The organism is Sporosarcina contaminans (assembly GCF_042679045.1).
In the GTDB taxonomy this organism is placed as follows: Bacteria; Bacillota; Bacilli; order Bacillales_A; family Planococcaceae; genus Sporosarcina; species Sporosarcina contaminans.
The window spans coordinates 1-3,114 of the sequence record NZ_JBHTLT010000075.1 but is presented as its reverse complement, the minus strand read 5'-3'; the positions used below and the strand labels follow the sequence as shown (position 1 = coordinate 3,114).

The window sequence follows — 3,114 nt, the reverse complement described above, 5'->3', positions numbered from 1 at the left end:
TGGAACGGAAAGCGACGGTTGTCAGGGGTTCCCCATTTATTCTCCAACCAGAAAGGGACTATCACAGAAAATCAGTTTACACTGACTTTCTGGACAGCCCCTTTTCGTTATGGCGATAGACGAGCATGTTAGTCCCGACTATAGTACGATATAGTGATTGATTCAGAAATGTGGCTTACGTGATTAAAACTTTCCTACTTTATCAAAATCTTTTTCTCCTGGCGATGGTAAGCTACTTGTCGTTCGCTGGTACAAACGTTGTCATTGGGTGGTAAAAAAGATGACAAGGGTGGTACATTCCATTGGCTGTAATCAACGGGAGAAAGAGCAACTTTATCATTATGATAAAGTGAATACACTGCCATTATTTATTGTTTTGGCACAACATGCCTCCAAAACTGCTTTTTATCCTCATTATCTTTTACAATAATCCCTAAGTTCGATAATTCTCTACAAATATTAACTACTTCATCTTTATCCTTGTTTTTTTTAGCAAGCTCCCTCGCTTTCAACAATGCATTAACGTGTACTGGAAGTTCATTGGTATTCGGAATCCAAACCTTAAATTGAGTTTTATACGGATCGTTCGAATGAAATGGGTACCTATGATTGTTTAAGGCATTTTGCAAAGTTTCCTTTTTTATATCATAAGATTCTCTTAAAAGTTCATGACCAGAAACCCCCACTACCACGAGATCTTCTTCATCATAATATATAGTTTGAATTTCACTTCGAAGCAATTTGATATGATTACTAATATCTATATCATAGCCTGTAACGATAATAGTTGGACTTTCCCTTAATAATTGGTTTGCCAAATATATACCGATGAGCAAACCGACAAGGGAAAACAATAGATTAGACCACCCACCAATAAGTGATTGAAAGAATTCTACAAACTTTGTAATAAGTGACAAGCGTTTTTGAAAGGGAAGACCTTCAATATTGATTGCCCATGACAGGATCCTTGAAAGAAAATAGCCTATCATAATGCCTAATACCGAAAAACTGATATACCAGAATGATTTTTCAGCACGACTAACACTGATTACAGTAGAGTTATGATTTGAATCGTTTTGCAATTAAACCCCCACCCCCTTCTATATATACGAATTAGAAGGATTTCAGTTTCAACCAAAAACAATTATTAGAAGGTGATTCATTTATTGTTTTCCATCATTTATCATAGGTTAGTCATCTTGAATGATTACCTTCTGTTCGGAAACAATATAAATTCAGTAAGTACCAAATTCTTTTTTCCAATTACATGCAGCCAAAATAATTGACTATGAATGCAAGAAAACATCTTCCAATGTAGGTTCAATTGCCTCTACTCTGTAGACTTCAAAGTTATTAGAAAATAAAATATTTAAAAGTTTAGATATTAGACGGAATACTTTGAACTTATTTATGCGACACTAGTGACTTATTTTATGATAACAGGTAAAAAGAACGAGAGATTAAGTTGCATTTATACTGATTTTTAAATTCTTTGTACAAAAACCATGCTTAGACATCTCGTCTAAAGCATGGTAACTATTTAAACTAATATCAAACTGCTAAGTTGATTTTTTTAGTTCATCTACTTATTGAATTCATTAACTGAAAGAAGTGTTCATTTCATCTCTAACCTTTCTGAAATTTGTTTCGCGGTAATTTTTTCACCCGAACTAAGCATCCATAGAATTGCTAGTAAATTATCAGTTTTAGCCATAGAAATCCGCCTTTATATGGAATTTATTATCTACTATCTCTTCTAAAAAACTAAGCGTTGGCTTTTCTGAGAAACCAAGTTCAGCAATTTGCATAATTGATGTAAATAGTATCGTATTAATGTAGGTCTCAGGTAGATCCTTTATTCGTGAATAATGGGTTAACCGCCACCCTTTCGCTATCGCTCTCTGACCATAATTTTCACAAGAAGTTATAACTGAATTTTGGCACGAATTTTTGTAATCTCTCTAGCTTGATATCTCCGAGTACTGTTAGCAACCGCACGATAAATAATACCGTAAATTTGAGAAACAGAGAAATAGTCTAATAGTTCTTCGAAAACTTTTATCGTCTTCTCACCTGGATTAAAAGAATAACCCACCTTTTCCATTTGTTACAATCAGGATTGTAAGCATTCATTAAGTGAAACCCGCTTCCACATTTCATAACAAAATTCTTTGAAACCTTCCATTTTACTTAAATCAGGATACATTAATCGCTTAATCATAGCGTCATAATCATAATCCTCTGGCTCGATATTTATACGATAACGCACTTTGTAGATATAATAAGAGATTTCATAGTGCTCTTCATCTTCTGTTGAATATTCCACCTCGAAGTCATTCATTTTTGATTTTAAGCTTGGAACCAAAATGTCTCTCTCAGTTAATGTTTTTATTGTTTCGATTCTGAAGTCTGGCGTAGGTGCAATTTTCTCTTCAACTTTTTCAAGTGGTTCAATACAACTTATATTCTGAAAGAGCCCCTTTCAATACAACTGCCAAGTAAAGCCTATCTTCTATACTTAATTCCTTCTCGCTAATTTTCTCCCAGTTATCCTCATCATAAAAATCAAATAGTAATTGGCGTTTCTTTTCAAGTAATTTCTTTTGTTGCTCTTCAGCAAGTTTCTTTGCTTCAATTTTTTCTTTTTTACAAGATTCGCATTTACAAAATGGCATTTCTTGATGCCCACAATTAGAGCAAAATTTCTGTTGATCATTAATTTAATTGGAATATGACCTTGACTGTAAGGTTATCACCATGGGTGATTTACACTCCATACAAAAACTATCACTTATAACTGGTGGAAAGATCCTTACTAAATTTGATGCATTTGTTTTTATTTCATATCTATCTAAAATATCTTTGATTTTTTCTCCATCATAATAGGAGGTTATTACTTCTATAATTTGTTCCTTGGATAAATGACTTATTTTTTTATCTAAGGCACTAAAATCAATATTATTAGTTGAAAACTCCACCTAACACCTAAATCCATCCCGAAAGTAAAACTGATGATAGTCTAAATTTAGGACTCATTGAATTGGGAGAGTTATAATAAACTTATCCAATTGAGCGGAGTGAAAAAGATGAAAAGACAATATGATAAAGAATTTA

3 protein-coding genes are annotated in these 3,114 nt (G+C 33.0%); all 3 read right to left on the bottom strand.

What is annotated here, in order from left to right:
* Window positions 1–368: 368 nt before the first annotated feature.
* Complete coding sequence (locus tag ACFQ38_RS11475; RefSeq protein WP_381481009.1) at window positions 369–1,082, bottom strand: YqeB family protein; 714 nt, start codon at window positions 1,080–1,082, stop codon at window positions 369–371.
* A gap of 1,031 nt (window positions 1,083–2,113) precedes the next feature.
* Complete coding sequence (locus tag ACFQ38_RS11470) at window positions 2,114–2,365, bottom strand: hypothetical protein (protein ID WP_381481007.1); 252 nt, start codon at window positions 2,363–2,365, stop codon at window positions 2,114–2,116.
* An 85-nt stretch (window positions 2,366–2,450) separates the two neighbouring features.
* Entirely contained in the window at window positions 2,451–2,675 is a 225-nt protein-coding gene (locus ACFQ38_RS11465; RefSeq protein ID WP_381481005.1) for a hypothetical protein, read from the bottom strand.
* Window positions 2,676–3,114 lie beyond the last annotated feature (439 nt).

Excerpts from the sequence above, each read along its gene's own strand:
- ACFQ38_RS11465 (WP_381481005.1), bottom strand. The coding sequence starts at position 2,675 with ATGCCATTTTGTAAATGCGAATCTTGTAAAAAAGAAAAAATTGAAGCA.